Below are 16,661 nucleotides of genomic sequence, written 5' to 3'. Positions count from 1 at the left end.
GCTTACGCTAAAAACCGTCGTGCCGTACTGGTTTACTAAGAGAATCACATGATTAGTAACTTCAGACTTCATCTGTTGAGTCTGTCGTTACTGGTTGGCGTAGCGGCTCCTTTGGGAGCCGCTCATGCCCAGGCGTCAATCAGTAGCGTTGGCTCAGGCTCGGTCGAAGACCGCGTCACCACTCTTGAACGTATCTCTAATGCCCAGGCTCAGCTTCTGCAGCAGTTGCAGCAGCAGATGAGCGACAACCAAAGCGATATCGATTCGCTGCGCGGGCAAATCCAGCAAAACAGCTATCAGCTTAATCAAGTGGTTGAGCGCCAGAAACAGCTTTATCAGCAGATCGATAGCCTCAGCTCCGGCAGTAACGGTGCGCAGGCCAGCGGTGGTGCAGATGCTGCTGCGGCCGGTGCAGATGCAGCTGCTGCAAGCAGTGCGAGCAGCGATAACGCTACCAGTGCGGCCGCGCCAGCACAAACTGGTGATGCCAACACGGATTACAATGCTGCCGTTGCGCTGATTCTGGAGAAGAAGCAGTACGATCAGGCGATCACTGCGCTGCAAGCGTGGGTGAAGAAATACCCTGATTCTACCTATCAGCCGAACGCCAATTATTGGCTGGGACAGCTGTTTTACAACAAGGGTAAAAAAGACGATTCTGCCTACTATTTTGCCACTGTGGTAAAAAACTATGCGAAATCGCCAAAAGCCCCAGAAGCGCTGTTTAAAGTTGGCGTGATCATGCAAGAGAAGAATGACACGGCGAAAGCCAAGGCAGTTTTCCAGCAAGTGATCAAACAATTCCCAAATAGTGATTCTGCTAAGCAGGCGCAAAAACGCCTCGCCGGGTTGTAATTTGTGCATAAAAGACCGGATTTCGTGTGATTTCTGGTCTTGCAGCATGAAAGGTAAGCGATTGACAGATTTAGTGGAAAATAACGGTTGCGCCCTCCCGCTAAATCAGTAATATATGCCGCCGTTGCCGGGACATATCTTAACAAGTATCGGCAGCCTGAAGATGGGTCGTTAGCTCAGTTGGTAGAGCAGTTGACTTTTAATCAATTGGTCGCAGGTTCGAATCCTGCACGACCCACCATCTCAACCCGTTGTTAGTGAGATGATTTCTTCAGTAAGCTTCACAACCTTGATGGGTCGTTAGCTCAGTTGGTAGAGCAGTTGACTTTTAATCAATTGGTCGCAGGTTCGAATCCTGCACGACCCACCATCAAAAACAGGTTGTAAGCCCCCAGCGGGTCGTTAGCTCAGTTGGTAGAGCAGTTGACTTTTAATCAATTGGTCGCAGGTTCGAATCCTGCACGACCCACCAGTTATGTAGAAAGGCGCCCTAAAGGCGCCTTTTTGCTTTTTAATGCTTTGGGATCTGTTTCCAGCTCTAAAAGGCGGGGCGGATCGCGAAGAAATCTCACATCCCTGTGGATCGGCCTCGCCATCCATGGCTCGGACGCTTCGCTCTTCCGCTCCCGCCTTTAAGAGCTCTCTGGCTTGGCAATTGCTTTGGAACGCAATTATTTTGATTTCTTAACCGGCGTCAGACTTTTCCAGATATGCAGCACCGCATAACTGCGCCACGGTCGCCAAACCTGCGATAACTGCTCAGCCATTTTGGCACTCACACCGCCAAGATTATTGCGAATCGCAATATCCTCTTTGGGAAATGCATCCGGCCAGCGCAGGGCGCGCATGGCGATGTAACTCGCGGTCCACGGACCAATACCTTTCAACGCCAACAACTGTTGCTGTACCACGTCAGGATTCACCGCGCCGTTAAAACGTAACGCTCCTGAAGCACAGGCCTGTGCTAGCGACAAAATCGCCTGTGACCGCGCGCTAACAATCCCCAAACTCGCGATATCGTCGATGGTCGCCACCGCCAGCGTTTCTGCCGTCGGCGGCAAGCGAGAAAGTTCCGGCCACGGGGTTTCAAGCAGTTCACCAAATCGCTGCGCCATGCGACTGCTTAACGTCGTTGCCGCTTTTACCGTAACTTGTTGGCCGAGTATCGCACGGACCCCCAATTCAAAGCCGTCAAACGCCCCAGGAACGCGTAAACCCGGATAACGCAACAAACTCTCCGCCAACAGAGGATCGTGGCTGAGATGCTCTGCAATGCGCTGGGGTTGTGCATCCAAATCAAACAGATCGCGCAGACGTCGCAATAACGCGGGCAACACCGGCGTTAACGTGGTGGTGAACTCGATTTTAAGCGATTGCTTCTCAGCTAAATGGCTAACGCGCACCCAGCCGCGACAATTCCCCAGCGCCACGGTGCGGTGATAAATGCCGTCATTCACCCATTCGACTTCCTTCATCACACGCTGTTGCAGGAAATCGAGCATCGCGTCCCAATCGTAAGGCGGGCGATAACTCAACCGCAGCTCGGCACTTTGTTGCATCACAGTGACGGATTCGGGTTGACTCTGTTTACGTAACCGCGACGGCGTCATGCGATAGCGTGCCTGAAACACGTCATTAAAACGTCTCAGACTGCGAAAGCCGCTGGCGTAAGCTATTTCCGTTACTGGCAGCGAGGTTTCGGTCAAAAGCTGCTTAGCGAGCAGCATACGGCGCGTCTGACGCAGTTCTAATGGCGATACGCCAAGCTCTTGCTGTATCACGCGTCGCAATTGACGTTCACTGAGTTCAAATTCACTGGCGATATCGGCGAGCGTCTCCTGTTCTTCCAGCAAACCTTCTTCAATACGCCGAATTAAACGGTCGGCTATGCGGTGATGGCTATCAACTGGCGCAAAACCCGGTGCCAGTTCAGGACGGCAGCGCAAGCAAGGGCGGAAATGCGCTTTTTCGGCCGCTTCCGCACTGCTGAAAAACAGGCAGTTCTTCTGCATCGGCGCTTTTACCGGGCAGATTGGGCGGCAATAGATGCCGGTTGAGGTCACGCCAACAAAGAACAAACCGTCAAAGCGGCTGTCGCGTGAGGTTAGCGCCTCGTAGGCAATTTCAGGATCGAACATCATCGTCTCCAGCAAATAAACTGCATGGTCGCGCAAGCTAAACAGGAAAACTCGCTGCTTTCGGACAGCTAACCAGTTTATGCTGATGACCGAAAACAGCCAGTTTAGGCTGACGAAAATGCGATAATCTTGCGCAAAGATTACGCCGGAGATGCTCTATGTATTATGCCAAAATCACTGAAACCCCCGTTGGGGAACTGACGCTGATTGCTACCGATAAAGGCTTATCGGCGATTTTGTGGGAAAACGAAGGTTCGCAACGCGTGCCGCTCAACCCGATCAGCCGCGACGATCAGCACCCGATTCTGTGTGAAGCTGAACGGCAACTGCGCGAATACTTCGCCGGGGAACGTCAGCAGTTTGATATGCCTTACGATACCGTTGGCACCGAATTTCAGAAAAAAGTCTGGCAAGCGTTGCTCACCATCCCGTTTGGTGAAACGCGCAGCTATCTGCAAATCGCCGAACAGATTGGCAACCCGAAAGCGGTGCGTGCGGTGGGCGCGGCCAACGGCAAAAACCCCTTGTCGATTATGGCGCCGTGTCACCGCGTAATTGGCAGCAACGGCAAACTCACCGGTTTTGCCGGCGGCCTGGCGGTCAAAGCCTTTCTGCTGGAACTGGAAAGCCCGCAGAAAAGCGCATTGTTGCTGTAGAGCGCGCAAAAAAGAGACGACACTCTCGCGCAATTCCGCTATCGTGTTTAGCATATAAAACACGATGGCGGTTTTGATGCCGCATCATCGCCACAGTTGGCGATTTTGTTAAATTGATAAAACGAGAGCCGTGTCATGAGTCTGATGTTCGATCCTGAAAGCGCGATCTATCCTTTCCCGCCGAAACCGGCGCGTCTCAGTGAAGATGAAATATCCCACTACAAAAACCAAATCAAACGCTTACTGAAAGAGCGTGATGCGGTGATGGTGGCGCATTACTACACCGATCCGGAAATCCAGGCGCTGGCGGAAGAGACCGGCGGCTGCGTATCAGACTCACTGGAAATGGCGCGATTTGGCAGCACCCATCCGGCAAAAACCTTGCTGGTCGCAGGCGTGCGTTTTATGGGCGAAACCGCCAAAATTCTTAGCCCGGAAAAAACCGTGTTGATGCCAACGTTGCAGGCGGAATGTTCACTCGATCTCGGTTGCCCGATTGAAGAGTTCAATCGTTTCTGCGATCAACATCCGGATCGTACCGTGGTGGTGTATGCCAACACCTCGGCGGCGGTGAAAGCGCGCGCGGATTGGGTAGTCACCTCGAGTATTGCGGTTGAATTGATTGAACATCTCGACAGCTTGGGCGAGAAAATCATCTGGGCGCCCGATCGTCACCTTGGTCGCTATGTCACGCAGAAATCCGGCGCGGATGTGCTGTGTTGGCAGGGCGCATGCATTGTGCATGACGAATTCAAAACTCAAGCGCTGCAACGCATGAAGGCGCTGTATCCCAATGCGGCGGTGCTGGTGCATCCGGAATCGCCACAGGCGATTGTCGATTTGGCCGATGCGGTGGGTTCCACCAGCCAACTGATTCAGGCGGCCAAAACGCTGCCGCATCCACAAATGATCGTTGCCACCGATCGCGGCATTTTCTACAAAATGCAGCAGGCAGTGCCAGACAAAGAGCTGCTGGAAGCGCCAACAGCAGGCGAAGGCGCGACCTGCCGCAGCTGCGCGCATTGTCCGTGGATGGCGATGAACGGCCTGAAAGCGATTGCCGAAGGATTAGAGCGTGGCGGTAGTGAGCATGAAATCCATGTCGATGCAGCGCTGCGCGAGGCCGCGTTGATCCCGCTCAATCGCATGCTATCCTTTGCAGCAGATCTCAAACTCAAGGTTAAAGGGAACGCATGATGCTTATACCCGTCATACTTCGAGTTGCAGATGCGTTGGCTGCACTCATTCACCCCAGTCACTTACTGGAGTAAGCTCCTGGGGATTCATTCCCTTGCCGCCTTCCTGCGACTCGAATTATTTAGGGTATAGGTATACCGCATGGACTTCTTTAGCACGCAAAATATTCTGGTTCACATTCCGTTGGGTGTCGGCGGCTACGATCTGTCATGGATCGAAGCGGTTGGCACTGTTGCTGGCTTGCTGTGCATCTGGCTGGCCAGCCTGGAAAAAATCATCAATTACTTCTTTGGACTGATCAACGTCACGCTATTTGCGGTGATCTTCTTTCAGATTCAGCTGTATGCCAGTTTGCTGCTGCAACTGTTCTTCTTTGTCGCCAACGTGTACGGCTGGTACGCGTGGAGCCGACAAACCGCCAACAATGAAACTGAGCTAAGAATCCGCTGGTTGCCGCTGCCGAAAGCGTTGGGTTGGGGCGCTGCCTGTGTGCTGGCGATTGCGCTGATGACGCTTTATATCGATCTGGTGTTTGCTTTCCTGACCAAAACCGCAGTGGGCATTATGCAGAGTCTGGGCCTGAATGTGACGATGCCGCAATTGCAGCCGGATGCCTTCCCGTTCTGGGATTCGTGCATGATGGTGTTATCGATTGTGGCGATGATTTTGATGACGCGGAAATACGTTGAGAACTGGCTGTTGTGGGTGGTGATCAATGTGATTAGCGTGATGATCTTTGCGCGTCAGGGCGTGTATGCGATGTCGCTGGAGTACGCGATTCTGACGCTGATTGCCCTCAATGGTTCGCGTTTGTGGATGCAAAGCGCACGCGAACATGGCTCGCGTGCGCTATCCCATCAGTGATGATGATGCGCGTGGCCTTCTAGCGCGGCATGGTCATGATGATCGTGCTGCGCGCCACTGCCTAATCCCAATTCACAATCTGGCCCGCTGCACGGTTGATACTCCATCTGCACCGTGGCGTGGGCAATTTGATAATGCTGATGCAGATATTGATGAATGCGTTGTAGCAATCCGTCGTGATCGTACGGCGGAATCACCTGTACATGCAGCGTCAGTACCGGTTTTTCCCCCACTTGCCAGATATGAACGTGATGCACGTTGCGCACTTCGGCGATATTACGCGTCAGCTCGCGTGCCAGCTTATCGGCGTTGATGTGGCCCGGCGCGCCCTCCAGCAATTCATGCAAACTCTCGCGCAACAACGACCAGGCGCTGCGCACCACCAGTAAAGACACCAGCAGCGACAGAATCGGATCAATCGGCGTCCAGCCGGTGAGCATGATAATCACCGCGGCGGCAATCGCGCCCACCGATCCCAGCAGATCGCCCAGCACATGCAAGGCTGCGGCGCGCACGTTAAGGTTCTTCTCTTCACTGCCACGATGCAGCAGCCAAAATGACAGCAGATTCGCCAGCAATCCAGCAATCGCTACGCTCAGCATCAAACCGCCTGCAATCGGCTGTGGCTGATAAAAACGTTCAATCGCTTCCCAGACAATCAATACCGTAATCACCAACAGCGCGATGGCATTCACGAACGCCGCCAGCGTGGTTAAGCGTAATAAACCGAAGGTATGCCGCGCATTCGGTTTGCGCTGGGCAAACTGCACCGCCAGCAACGCCACCAGTAGCGCGGCGGCATCAGTTAACATGTGCCCGGCGTCCGCTAACAACGCTAATGAACCCGAAACCAACCCGCCGATGACTTCAGCAACCATAAACAGCGCCGTGACGATAAACGCCGCAGCCAGCCGCGAGCGGTTACCGCTAGGCGCGCTGTGAGAGTGAGTGTGTGCCATAATTTTCCAGTTGTTCAAGTAACCTGTTTGTTAATGATATCAGCAAATTGACATCATCTACCTGCATCTGCTGCTGTTTGGCCTGGGTAATCAATTGCTGACAGCGCTCGGCAACCGCATCCATGCCCAGCATTAACCAACTGCCTTTCATGCGATGCGCCGCGTGTTCCAGCGCTGACCAATTTTGGCTATCGCGCGCGTTCATCAGAGCATCGCGATCCTGCTGTAAGGTGCGCTGCAAGGTCTGGCAGATGCGCGGAATAAACGCCTGATTATGCTGTGCCAGAATCATCAGGCTTTCAGGCAACGCAGCCAGCGGATCTTGCTGCACACGCGCCAGCAGCGGCGCAAGATGATCGAGTTCGATCGGTTTGAGCAGCAACGCTTCGTCATCCAGCAAATCGACTTTTAGTAATTGCACATCGGCAGAGCACAGCACGCGTAGCATCGAACGGCCCATTTGGCGCTGACGACGGCGCAGAATGCGCAGTAGCGCTAAACCATCCGGGCGCGGCATCATCTGGTCAATAAATAGGATATCGAACGGCTGGGCGGCATCGGCGTGCAGCAAGGCGCGGCCCTCTTCAAACACCTGCGCATCCACACCGAAGTTGGCCAACTGCTGCTGCATCACCAATAGGTTAGTCGGATGATCATCGACAATCGCCACGCGCAAATGCGGATAATGTGGCCAGCGTTCGGTGCGTTCAGACGCTGTTTCATCGCACAACTCCAGCGGCAATTGCACGCAGACCGTGGTGCCGCGCTCCGGTGCGGAGGTCAGGGTTAAGCTTCCGCCCATGCGATGCACGATTTCGCGACAAATAAACAATCCCAATCCGCTGCCTTGTACCGCATGACTTTTGCCTGATGGCGCTTGATACCACGGCTCAAACAATTGTGCTTGTTCGTCGAGCGGGATGCCGCTGCCGCTGTCCGCAACGGTCAATTCGATCTGCGATGCCACCGCCAGCGACAAACGCACTTCGCCGTGGCGGGTAAACTTCAGCGCGTTAGCCACCAGGTTATTGATCACTTGTTGCAAGCGATCGCCATCCAGCAGCACGCAAGCTGGCAGCGGTGTCATTGCCTCAACAATCATGTTTGGCCCCGCATCGCGCATCAGCGGATGGTAGAACTGTTGCTGTTGCTGCAACCAATGCGTCAGGTTGAGCGGGCGAGGCGCGAGGCGGAAGCTTTGATTTTCGATGCGCGCGTGATCCTGCAAATCATTAAGCAGCGCCATCAGCGAACGTGCGCTGCTATGCATCAGCGTCAGTCGTTCACTGGGATGTTGTTGCTGTTCCAGTTCCAGCAATCCAAGAATCGCCTGCATCGGCGTGCGCAGTTCGTGGCTGGCGGTGGCGAGGAATTGACTTTTGGCGGCGTTGGCGCGTTCAGCCTGTTCGCGTTGCAGCCGCTCGCGCCGTTGTTGCAAGTAACGGCGCAGCAGCAACGCCAGCAGCAAAACAATAATGATGCCCGCAGCGATCAGAATCATTAACGGCACATTGCGCATCGCCATGGTGGTGCCGGGCTGCGGCGGTTGTGACCAACTTACGCGCATCTGATTCAGCGTATCGGGCGGAATTTGCTGTAACGCATGGTCGAGCAGGGCGCGCAACTGCGGCTGCGCCGTGCTGACCTGCGGCGCCAGCGGCCAGGCGATATCGCTGGCGGCAAAGGCCAGATGAACGCGATTATCCGCGTGGCTCGCCATGCGCCAGCGTGCCGAGAGCACGTTATCCACCAACGCATCGATTTGCCCGTTGTTCAGCGCTTGCCACAATTGGGCACGATCGTCGAACAACTGCGGCGTGATACCCGCCGGCAGCAAGCGCTGGGCTAAATCGGCGCGCAGCACGCCAACGCGCTGGCCTTGCAGCGATAACCAGTTCATCGGTTGATGGCTGGAAAGCGTGTAAATGCCCCAAATGGCGCGCCACACCGGCAACGTATTGTTGCTGAGATCGTCGCCGTACAGCGGTTGCAACAGATTCAGCATCACCTGCTGTTGCTGCAACAAGGCATTCGCCTGTTGTGGATTATTCACCCAGCGCGGGGTGAAGTGCAGCCCGGTGCTTTGACTTAAGGCATTAAGCAGATCGATACCAAAGCCGCGCGCGTTGCCATTACTGTCGCGATAGCTCCACGGCGCATTATCCGCTTCCACCGCGTAGGGAATCTCCGCATGCTGCGCCAGCCACTGTTTCTCACTCGCACTAAGCATCAGCGTTTGCGTGTCCTGATAACGCAGCAGCGGCGGGCTCCAGCGTTGCTGCACGCGATTACTGAATTCAGCCGGCAGCAAACGCAATTGGCTATTGATCCACTGAATCAACGCGCTATCGCGCGCCAGGGCGCGCAAGGTCAATTCACCCGCGCCGGGATCGGCGGTGATTTGGTAAATCTGCCCTTGCTGCAATTGTCCCAGCAGAAAACCGGCGCTGGCTTCATCGGCGACCAGATAATCGCTTTGTTGATTGAGTAAGGCGTACAGCGCCTGCAAATCACCCGGCAAGCTGTGCCAACGATGCTGGCGCACAAACTCCGCTGGCAACTGCGCCAGTGTGGCATCGGCAATGATTAACTGAGCCGTTTCACTATTAAACATTACTGCGCGTTGATTATCGCGGTTGCGATAGATGCGAATCGGGCTGCTGTACCAGCTGTCGCTGAGTTGGATATCTGGCGGTAACTGCGCGTGTTCGCTGCTTAACACCAAATCGACTTCGCCACGCTGCAACGCGGCTAATTGTGCGCTGCGATCCGCGTAGCTTTGCAGGGTGAAATGGGTGCCGGTGAGTTGACTCAGTGCGCTGAGGTAATCGGCATCAATGCCCCAAATACGATCGCCGATGCGCATCGCCCAGGGCGCACTGTTTTGCGCCGGAACCGCCACGCGCAGTGTAGCGTGCCAGGGTTCGGCGTGCGGCGCAGGCATCATGGCGGGTAACATCACGCTGCTGGCCGGTTGCAAATCGGCTTTTGCCAGCAAGCTGAACAGCATTACAACCAGCAGTAGCAGGATTCTCACTGCTGTGCTTTCCACAGTTCGGCCAGTTCCACCACCGATTGCACGCCAGTTTTTTCCAGAATGTTTTTCTTGTGGGTGCTGACGGTTTTATTGCTGATATGCAACTGTTCGCCAATCTGCAAATTGGATAAGCCGCGTACCAGCAAGGCGACAATCTGCTGCTCTTTATCGGTCAACGGCAATTCAATGCGGGCAGGCAACGGTGGGAAGGCTTGTTTGCCGCCGAGTACCGCCAAAATTGCACTGAGTAATTGCGCCATGCTTTGGCTTTTAACTACATAACCTGCCGCGCCCAAAGATACTGCGCTGAGTAAGGTGTGGCGGCTTTGCTGCGCCGAATAGATCAAGATAGGACATTGCTGATCGCGGGCGCGCAAACGGCGTAATAGCTCTAATCCATCGCAATCGGGCAAGCCAATGTCCAGCACAATCAAGTCAAATTGCTGCTGCTGAATCAAACGGCGCGCTTCGGTTTCATCGCCTGAGGCGTGAATGTTGAGGGTAATCGGTGAATTTACGCAAGCCGCTTCCAGTGCGACGGCAACCAGCGGGTGATCATCAATAAGCAGCAATGAAGCCATGACACAATTCCTGTGAAATTCATTGCATCAGCATAGCGGAAAAGGGCGAGGGGAAAAATAAACGGGAGAGCGTATGCCCTCCCGTGAATGACCATTAATAACGAATGAGTGCATTACTGCGAAGTGCCATCCGTTTTTTTGTGATGCTTGGTACCGACTTTTTTATTCATGTCCGGACATTTGCCGTCTTTGCACATGGTGTTTTTGTGCATCTGCTCTGCGGACATCTTGCCGGAACTCATACCCGACGTTGCAGCACTGTTAGTATTCATGCTGCCGTTGTTGATTTTGCTGTTATCAACATTGTTCGGTGGCAGATTCTGTTTTGCGCCACCCGCGGCAGCGCCTGCTTCTGCCGATGCATTGGCTTCACCGTTGTTATCGGCCGCGAAAGCCGCACCGCTACCTAAAGTCATCGCTGCCGTCAGAAAGATAATTGCAAACTTATTCATCATTATGCTCCGGTAATAAATGGATAGTTGCCGTCTCACACCACTGGTGCTGAGTGACGAAAATAGCGCATCGCGCGGAATAAAATTCCACTAATTGCGCTTCGCTTAAATATTTAATAATGCAAACACGTTAATCCTTAGTGCTTACGTTTAAAAAGCATAGTTCATCGCGTGATAAATGCAAATTTGAGATATGCATTTTTACCACGGCGCGTAATTTACACCTACAGCGTGAAGGGCTACATTGGTCGGGTTGCGCCCGGCGCACGTTGGGCCAGAAATTTGAATGGAATTAAGTATGGATTACCAGAACGACGATTTACGCATCAGAGAGATCAAAGAATTACTGCCTCCTGTTGCTTTGCTTGAGAAATTCCCCGCGACCGATAAAGCTGCTGAAACCGTTGCACAATCACGCCAGGCGATTCACCGCATTCTGCATGGCGCTGATGATCGCCTGCTGGTGGTGATCGGCCCGTGCTCGATTCACGATACTAAAGCGGCAAAAGAGTACGCTACGCGTCTGCTGCAACTGCGTGATGAGCTGAAAGGCGAGCTTGAAGTGGTAATGCGTGTGTACTTTGAAAAACCACGCACCACGGTGGGCTGGAAAGGGCTGATCAACGATCCGTTTATGGATGGCAGCTTCCAAATCAACGATGGTTTGCGGCTGGCGCGCAAGCTGCTGGTGGATATCAACGATCTCGGCTTGCCAGCGGCAGGTGAGTTCCTCGATATGATCACCCCGCAATATATGGCTGATTTGATGAGCTGGGGCGCGATTGGTGCGCGTACCACCGAATCTCAGGTACACCGCGAACTCTCTTCCGGTCTCTCTTGCCCGGTCGGTTTCAAAAACGGTACTGACGGCACCATCAAAGTGGCCATCGATGCGATTGGTGCGGCCAGCGCGCCGCACTGCTTCCTGTCCGTCACCAAATACGGTCACTCGGCGATTGTCGAAACCAGCGGCAACGAAGATTGCCATATCATCCTGCGTGGCGGCAAAGAGCCAAACTACAGCGCGCATCATGTAGCGGCAGTGAAAACCGGACTGGAAAAAGCGGGTCTGCGCCCGCAGGTGATGATCGACTTTAGCCATGCCAACAGCAGCAAGCAGTTCCAGCGTCAGATGGTGGTATGTGATGACGTGGCGCAGCAAATTGCCGGCGGCGAGCAGGCGATTACTGGCGTGATGATTGAAAGTCATCTGGTGGAAGGCAATCAGAGTCTTGACAGCGGTAAACCGCTGGTATACGGCCAGAGCGTCACCGATGCTTGCATCGGTTGGGAAGATACCGAGAAAGCGTTGCGTCAACTGGCGCAGGCGGTTAAACAACGTCGCGGCTAACTCCGCAGACAATAAAAAAGGCCAGACTCGCGTCTGGCCTTTTTGCATTTCAGCGCTAACTTACTTTGCTTTACCCTGGTTTGCCACGGCTGCTGCTTTTGCAGCGATTTCGTCAGCATCACCCAGATAGTAACGTTTCAACGGCTTGAAGTTCTCGTCGAACTCATACACCAATGGCACGCCAGTTGGGATGTTCAGTTCGAGGATCTCGTCTTCGCTCAGGTTGTCGAGGTATTTAACTAGCGCGCGCAGTGAGTTGCCGTGTGCCGCAACGATCACTTTCTCACCGCTCTTGATGCGCGGCAGAATGCTTTCGTTCCAGAAAGGAATGACACGTTCGATGGTCAGCGCCAGGCTTTCGGTGGTTGGCAGCTGTGCATCCGTCAGTGAAGCGTAACGTGGATCATGGCCAGGGAAACGCTCATCAGCACGATCCAGTTCCGGTGGGGTGATGGCAAAGCCACGACGCCACTGTTTAACTTGCTCGTCACCGTATTTAGCGGCGGTTTCAGCTTTATCTAAACCTTGCAGCGCACCGTAGTGACGCTCGTTCAGACGCCAGGTTTTCTCAACCGGCAACCAAGCTTGATCCAGCTCATCCAGCACGTTCCACAGGGTGTGGATAGCGCGTTTCAGCACTGAGGTGTAAGCGAAATCAAACACGAAACCTTCTTTCTTCAGCAGCTGACCGGCTGCTTTGGCTTCGGTGCGACCTTTGTCAGACAGGTCAACGTCATACCATCCGGTGAAGCGGTTTTCCTGGTTCCACTGGCTTTCGCCGTGTCGCACCAGTACCAGCTTAGTTACGGCCATAGCTTTACTCCTTAATGCTCGATTTACGATTAGTGTTGAAACCGGCTGCGGCCACCTGTGAAGCGGCTCACTAATAGCGCCATACCATAGCGGAAAACAGCGCACGGCGTAAGCCTGTCGGCAGCGCAGTGCGCGTTTTTCAACCGGCTGCTCAGTGCGGCGTGAAGCGATAGCGCGTCACGGACTGCCAGCGGTCGCCGGGTTGCAACCAGCAATCAGGCTGCGGCCATTCAGCGTGGTTGGGCGAATCCGGTAAAAATTCACTCTCCAGAGCAATGCCCTGGAAAGCAGTATAGCTGTCCTGCTCACGGGCGCGTGTTCCTTCCAGATAGTTGCCAGAATAGAACTGCAACGCCGGTGCGGCGGTAAACACACTCAACTCCAGCTTGCCATCGGCAGACCACAAATGGGCTGCGGGCGCGTTGCTGTCGCCAGCGGCGTTGAGCAAAAAGGCGTGGTCGTAGCCTTTTACCGCTTTTTGATCGTCATCGGCGAGGAATTCATCGGCGACACGCTTCGGCTGGCGGAAATCAAAACTGTTGCCAGCCACGTTTTTCAGCGGCGCGTTCGGAATACCTTCGCTATCGACCGGCAAGTAACGATCGGCGTGCAGTTGTAAGCGATGCTGGCGCGCATCACCATGATGCGCATCAAGATTAAAGTAAGCATGGTTGGTCAGATTGACCGGGCACGCCTTATCGGTTTGCGCTTCATAGCGAATCGACAGGCAATTGTCATCATCTAGATGGTAGATCACATCGGCGATCAGATTGCCAGGAAAACCCTGGTCGCCATCCGGCGAGTCAAGGCGATAGTGCACTTCGGACTCGCTTTGGCTGACAATCTGCCAGCGGCGTTTATCGAAACCCTCTGGCCCGCCGTGCAGTTGATGCGCACCTTGATTGGCGGCCAACAGCAAGTTCAACGGCTTGAGTTCCGCCGAGGCGATGCGGTTAGCGTAGCGACCCACCGTTGCGCCGAGATAGGCATCCTGATGCAGATAATCAGACGGCGTTGCGCAACCGAGCAGCGCTTCACGCACGCTATGGTCGCGCATAGGGACGCGCGCCGACATCCAGGTGGCGCCCCAATCCATAAAGGTGGCGACCATGCCGTTGCGATTGCGCAGCACGGTGATGCGCCACGGTTGCCCGTCAGGCGCATGAGAGTTCACATCGGTTACCATTGGCCAGCTCCCGCCGAGGCTTTGCACACGTAGAAGGTCTCTTTGATGCCGGTTTGCGCTTCATATTTTTCAGCCACGGCAGCTTTAACTTCCTCTACCAGATCGGTTGGCATCAACGCCACGATGCAGCCACCGAAACCGCCGCCGGTCATACGCACGCCGCCGCGCGGGCCGAGTTGCGCTTTAACAATCTCAACCAGCTGATCGATTTGCGGCACGGTGATTTCAAAATCATCGCGCATTGACGCGTGCGATTCTGCCATCAACTCGCCCATACGTTTCAGATCGCCCGCGCTCAAGGCATCCGCCGCTTCCAGCGTGCGGGCATTTTCTGTGATCACGTGACGCACGCGTTTTGCCACCAATGCATCCAATTCGCCTGCTGAAGCTTCAAACTCTTCCAGCGTGACATCACGCAGCGCTGGCTTGTTGAAGAAGCGCGCGCCGGTTTCACACTGTTCACGACGCGTGTTGTATTCGCTGCCCACCAGGCTGCGACGGAAGTTGGAGTTGATGATCACTACCGCGACATCTTCTGGCATCGACACCGCGCGGGTACCCAAGGTGCGGCAATCCAGCAGCATGGCGTGATCCGGCTGGCCGAGCGCTGAAATCAGCTGATCCATAATGCCGCAGTTACAGCCCACGAACTGGTTCTCCGCTTCCTGACCGTTGACCGCAATCGCTGCGCCGTCCAGCTTCAAGGCATACACCTGCTGGAACACGGTACCAACCGCCACTTCCAGCGAGGCCGATGAACTCAAGCCTGCGCCTTGCGGCACGTTGCCACTGATCACCATATCGACGCCGCCAAAATTGGCATCGCGTTTTTGCAGATGTTTCACTACACCGCGCACGTAGTTGGCCCACATCGGCTCTTGCAGCGGCTCAATCGGCGCATCCAGCGAGAAGCTATCCTGTTGATTATCGTAATCAACGGCAACGACGCGTACCTGGCGATCGTCGCGCTTGGCGCAGGCAATCACGGTTTGATAATCGATAGCGCAGGGCAGCACAAAGCCATCGTTGTAATCGGTGTGTTCGCCAATCAAATTCACGCGGCCTGGCGCCTGAATGCTGTGCGTCGGCTGATAGCCGAAAGTGTCAGCGAAAACCTGTTGAGTAATGGATTTTAATGACATTTATTGTGCCTCGCGGAAATGGACATCGCTGACAGAACGCAGACGTTCAGCCGCCTGTTCCGCCGTTAAATCACGTTGGGTTTCGGCCAGCATTTCGTAGCCAACCATAAATTTACGCACCGTGGCTGAACGCAGCAGCGGTGGATAGAAGTGGGCATGCAGCTGCCAGTGATCGTTGCTTTCGCCATTGAATGGCGCGCCGTGCCAACCCATCGAATAAGGGAATGAGCACTGGAACAAGTTGTCGTAGCGGCTGGTGAGTTGCTTCAGTGCCAGCGCCAAATCGCTGCGCTGGGCTGCGCTCAAATCGGTGATGCGTTTAACGTGTGCTTTCGGCAGCAGCAGCGTTTCAAACGGCCACGCCGCCCACCATGGCACCACGGCCAGCCAATGTTCGGTTTCCACCACGGTGCGGCTGCCATCTTTCAATTCGCGCGCAACGTAATCCACCAGCAGCGGCGTGCCTTGCTCTGCGAAGTAGCGACGCTGATGGTCATCTTCTTTCTGCGCTTCATTCGGCAGGAAACTGTTGGCCCAAACCTGGCCGTGCGGATGCGGGTTGGAACAGCCCATCGCCGCGCCTTTATTCTCGAAAACTTGCACCCACGGATAGTGTTGACCGAGATCGGCGGTTTGTTCCTGCCAGGTACGCACGATATCTTCCAGCGCGCTCAGCGGCAGTTCTGGTAACGTTTTGCTGTGATCCGGCGAGAAGCAGATGACGCGGCTGGTGCCGCGTGCGCTTTCGCAACGCATCAGCACATCTTCAGATTGCGGCGCATCCGGCGTATCGGTCATCAGCGCGGCAAAGTCATTGGTGAACACGTAGGTGCTTTTATAGTTGGGATTGATGTCACCGGTAATGCGGGTATTACCTGCGCACAAGAAGCAGTCGGGATCGTGCACAGGCAGTTGTTCCAGAGCCGGGGTTTCCTGCGCACCTTGCCATGGACGCTTAGCGCGATGCGGAGAGACCAGCACCCATTGATCGATCAATGGGTTATAACGGCGATGCGGATGATCGACCGGGTTAAATTTTTCCATGATGAGTCCTGGTAAACGGCAAACAGATAAAAATGATTTTGATCAAAGTAGCACAAAGACCAGTTTGAAAGCGTGATCCAGTCTGGATAAATGGTATCGTTTACACAAGGTGACGATTCTCATTTTGTGGGGTTATTGCGTTTGTTTGATGGATTACCAGGCAATGAAATGGTAGCGGTTACATTTTGATGTGGGAAGGGTTGACTGTGCGCATAAATGCGCACCCTACGCGAGATTTTGTAGGGTCGCCATTTATGGTGTAATGCTCGTCAGTTAAGCCTCAGACATGCCGGAACGCATAGCGTTTCGGCTTTTTCTTTACCGCCCGGGGATAGTGTCTTGGTCGCCGGGTGGGAAGCACGAAGCTGGGCGCCATTGCCATTATT

Annotated in this window: 14 protein-coding genes and 3 tRNA genes; 8 read left to right on the top strand and 9 right to left on the bottom strand. The window is 54.4% G+C overall.

Annotation, left to right across the window (positions count from 1 at the left end; translation table 11 throughout):
• The first annotated feature begins 48 nt into the window (after positions 1-48).
• From cpoB to ABDW13_RS22045, 4 genes are all read left to right on the top strand, one after another.
• On the top strand, positions 49-855 hold the full coding sequence (cpoB, locus tag ABDW13_RS22060) for a cell division protein CpoB (protein ID WP_343554663.1): 807 nt from the start codon (positions 49-51) through the stop codon (positions 853-855).
• 165 nt (positions 856-1,020) lie between these two features.
• Positions 1,021-1,096: transfer RNA gene (locus ABDW13_RS22055), tRNA-Lys, on the top strand.
• Positions 1,097-1,149: 53 nt separating this feature from the next.
• A tRNA-Lys gene (locus ABDW13_RS22050) sits at positions 1,150-1,225 on the top strand.
• Between the two features lie 26 nt (positions 1,226-1,251).
• Positions 1,252-1,327 (top strand) — tRNA-Lys (locus ABDW13_RS22045).
• A gap of 199 nt (positions 1,328-1,526) precedes the next feature.
• On the opposite strand, the gene ABDW13_RS22040 is transcribed toward ABDW13_RS22045, so the two are convergent.
• A complete protein-coding gene (locus tag ABDW13_RS22040) occupies positions 1,527-2,993 on the bottom strand; it encodes an AlkA N-terminal domain-containing protein (RefSeq protein WP_343554662.1) in 1,467 nt (488 codons plus the stop codon).
• A gap of 158 nt (positions 2,994-3,151) precedes the next feature.
• On the opposite strand from ABDW13_RS22040, the gene ABDW13_RS22035 reads away from it, so the two are divergent.
• The 3 genes from ABDW13_RS22035 (at position 3,152) to pnuC (ending at position 5,710) form a co-directional block, all read left to right on the top strand.
• Positions 3,152-3,649 carry a methylated-DNA--[protein]-cysteine S-methyltransferase gene (locus ABDW13_RS22035; protein ID WP_343554661.1) on the top strand — a complete coding sequence of 166 codons (498 nt, stop codon included), beginning with the start codon at positions 3,152-3,154 and terminating at the stop codon, positions 3,647-3,649.
• A 135-nt stretch (positions 3,650-3,784) separates the two neighbouring features.
• Positions 3,785-4,846, top strand: coding sequence for a quinolinate synthase NadA (nadA, locus tag ABDW13_RS22030; protein WP_343554660.1), 1,062 nt, complete (start codon positions 3,785-3,787; stop codon positions 4,844-4,846).
• Between the two features lie 141 nt (positions 4,847-4,987).
• Positions 4,988-5,710: a nicotinamide riboside transporter PnuC gene (pnuC, locus tag ABDW13_RS22025; RefSeq protein ID WP_343554659.1), complete on the top strand. Its 723-nt coding sequence runs from the start codon at positions 4,988-4,990 to the stop codon at positions 5,708-5,710.
• Here the strand turns inward: pnuC and zitB are convergent.
• From zitB to ABDW13_RS22005, 4 genes are all read right to left on the bottom strand, one after another.
• Positions 5,704-6,669, bottom strand: a complete 966-nt coding sequence (gene zitB / locus ABDW13_RS22020) for a CDF family zinc transporter ZitB (protein ID WP_343554658.1) — start codon at positions 6,667-6,669, stop codon at positions 5,704-5,706. The genes pnuC and zitB overlap by 7 nt on opposite strands.
• Positions 6,638-9,679, bottom strand: coding sequence for an ATP-binding protein (locus ABDW13_RS22015; protein WP_343554665.1), 3,042 nt, complete (start codon positions 9,677-9,679; stop codon positions 6,638-6,640). The genes zitB and ABDW13_RS22015 overlap by 32 nt, the downstream gene beginning before the upstream one ends.
• A gap of 23 nt (positions 9,680-9,702) precedes the next feature.
• Positions 9,703-10,287, bottom strand: coding sequence for a response regulator transcription factor (locus ABDW13_RS22010; protein WP_343554657.1), 585 nt, complete (start codon positions 10,285-10,287; stop codon positions 9,703-9,705).
• Positions 10,288-10,400: 113 nt separating this feature from the next.
• Entirely contained in the window at positions 10,401-10,739 is a 339-nt protein-coding gene (locus tag ABDW13_RS22005; protein WP_343554656.1) for a YbgS-like family protein, read from the bottom strand.
• A 298-nt stretch (positions 10,740-11,037) separates the two neighbouring features.
• On the opposite strand from ABDW13_RS22005, the gene aroG reads away from it, so the two are divergent.
• On the top strand, positions 11,038-12,090 hold the full coding sequence (aroG, locus tag ABDW13_RS22000; RefSeq protein ID WP_343554664.1) for a 3-deoxy-7-phosphoheptulonate synthase AroG: 1,053 nt from the start codon (positions 11,038-11,040) through the stop codon (positions 12,088-12,090).
• 60 nt (positions 12,091-12,150) lie between these two features.
• Here the strand turns inward: aroG and gpmA are convergent, their stop codons facing one another.
• The 4 genes from gpmA to galT form a co-directional block, all read right to left on the bottom strand.
• On the bottom strand, positions 12,151-12,903 hold the full coding sequence (gpmA, locus tag ABDW13_RS21995; protein WP_343554655.1) for a 2,3-diphosphoglycerate-dependent phosphoglycerate mutase: 753 nt from the start codon (positions 12,901-12,903) through the stop codon (positions 12,151-12,153).
• A gap of 151 nt (positions 12,904-13,054) precedes the next feature.
• A complete protein-coding gene (galM, locus tag ABDW13_RS21990) occupies positions 13,055-14,089 on the bottom strand; it encodes a galactose-1-epimerase (RefSeq protein WP_343554654.1) in 1,035 nt (344 codons plus the stop codon).
• On the bottom strand, positions 14,083-15,231 hold the full coding sequence (galK, locus tag ABDW13_RS21985) for a galactokinase (RefSeq protein ID WP_343554653.1): 1,149 nt from the start codon (positions 15,229-15,231) through the stop codon (positions 14,083-14,085). Before galK ends, galM begins: the two co-directional genes overlap by 7 nt.
• Positions 15,232-16,275 carry a galactose-1-phosphate uridylyltransferase gene (gene galT / locus ABDW13_RS21980; protein WP_343554652.1) on the bottom strand — a complete coding sequence of 348 codons (1,044 nt, stop codon included), beginning with the start codon at positions 16,273-16,275 and terminating at the stop codon, positions 15,232-15,234.
• Between the last annotated feature and the right edge of the window lie 386 nt (positions 16,276-16,661).

It is taken from the genome of Pantoea sp. (genome assembly GCF_039594315.1).
GTDB lineage: Bacteria > Pseudomonadota > Gammaproteobacteria > Enterobacterales > Enterobacteriaceae > Pantoea.
Note: the sequence above shows the minus strand (reverse complement) of the source record. Positions and strands in the feature narration are given on the sequence as shown.